At 47.2% G+C, this 1397-nt stretch carries 1 protein-coding gene; it reads left to right on the forward strand.

The features are described 5' to 3' along the window. Nucleotides 1-580 precede the first annotated feature (580 nt). The gene (locus O3603_RS12010) at nucleotides 581-1054 is read left to right on the forward strand and encodes an HU family DNA-binding protein (protein ID WP_371523050.1); all 474 of its coding nucleotides are present in this window, start codon (nucleotides 581-583) and stop codon (nucleotides 1052-1054) included. Nucleotides 1055-1397 lie beyond the last annotated feature (343 nt).

A 1397-nucleotide genomic window follows, 5' to 3' on the forward strand; every position in this document is an offset into this window, starting at 1 on the left:
AATGCTAACACAGCCTACGATGGCATTGATTGGCGAACAAATGGAAACGCTAAAGCCTGGTCTGTATCACATACTCTTCCTTCCGCAGTCGATGCAAACAATTATTTCTACCTGCCCGCCTTGGGTATCTACACCTCTGGTCAGCTGAGTCTCGTTGGCGTCTACTGCTCCTATTGGTCGTCTAGTGCTGCCGGCAATACCGAAGCGTACGATCTGAGCTTCAGCAGTGGTCACGCCGGCGTGCGCAACGTCGTCCGCTCCGGAGGGGGCAGGGTTGGGACGTTTGAGTAGTCCTTGCGATTGCCCCTTTACCAGTGTCGCCCTTTAAAAGGCAAGAATTAATACGAAAAAATAGGACAAAATAGGGGCCAAACATGCCTCTTGGAACTAATTGATAATCAACGCATTATAGAAGAGGATGTCTAGGTATAGGACTAAGACCCCCTCGGTATAGGACTAAGGGTACCTCAGTATAGGACCGAGGTACCCTCTGTAACGGACCGAGATAGACTATTGCTTGAAAATAATTTACATACGATTTACTATAAATCTATTTATTAATCTTTAAAAGTTTAAGACTATGGCTTTTTTCAAGAAAGTGAAGAAGAAAATTACAGGTCTGTGGTATCCACAGGTAGTAGTTGTAGGAAAGCCCGTAACAACGGACCAAGTGGCTGACCGCTTGGCATTGATTTCGACGGTGAGTCGTGGTGACACGTATGCTGTGCTGAAGGATTTAGGCGAAGTCATGGCGTCCTTTATGGCAGAAGGTCGCACGGTGAAGTTGGAAGGCGTCGGTACGTTTTACTACACCATCAACGCCGATAAGGGAATAGCGAAGCCAGAAGAAGTAACGGCAAAGCAGATTAAGAACGTTCGTGTTCGTTTCATTCCCGAGACTTCGCGCACACAGAGCAATAAGGTTGCCACTCGCTCGTTAGTGTCTGACTCTATTCACTGGGAGGAGTGGAAGGAAGAGAAAAAAAGCCTCACCCCCGCCCCCTCTCCGAATGGAGAGGGGAGTGAAGACCACACTGGACCACAGGCAGGGTAGGAAGCCCCCCAAAGAAGCCTCCCCAAGCCCCTCCAAAGGAGGGGATGTCCCTAAGTCCGCTCACATATATTTGGTTATTTCAAACTGTATGCAATAAGGACATCCCCTCCTTTGGAGGGGCTTGGGGAGGCTTTCTTTAGTGTCGGCTTCTATACCACGGGAGCATTTTTAGGTTGATTCAGGGTATCAATCGTTCTGTAATAAGACAATCGATTATATTAATTGTGAAATTAATGTCTTTCAAAACTAGTGTATTAATTTGGTTCTCTCGCATCCGTGGTACAGCCTCACCCCAAGCTAACGGGGTGAGGCTTTTGTGTAAGACAGAAGAACATAGGATTTA

The sequence above is a fragment of the Prevotella sp. 20925_1_30 genome, from assembly GCF_041433025.1.
GTDB classification, from domain to species: domain Bacteria; phylum Bacteroidota; class Bacteroidia; order Bacteroidales; family Bacteroidaceae; genus Prevotella; species Prevotella vespertina.

Bases quoted from the DNA above. Each gene is read 5' to 3' on its own strand.
- O3603_RS12010 (WP_371523050.1), top strand. From the start codon at position 581: ATGGCTTTTTTCAAGAAAGTGAAGAAGAAAATTACAGGTCTGTGGTAT.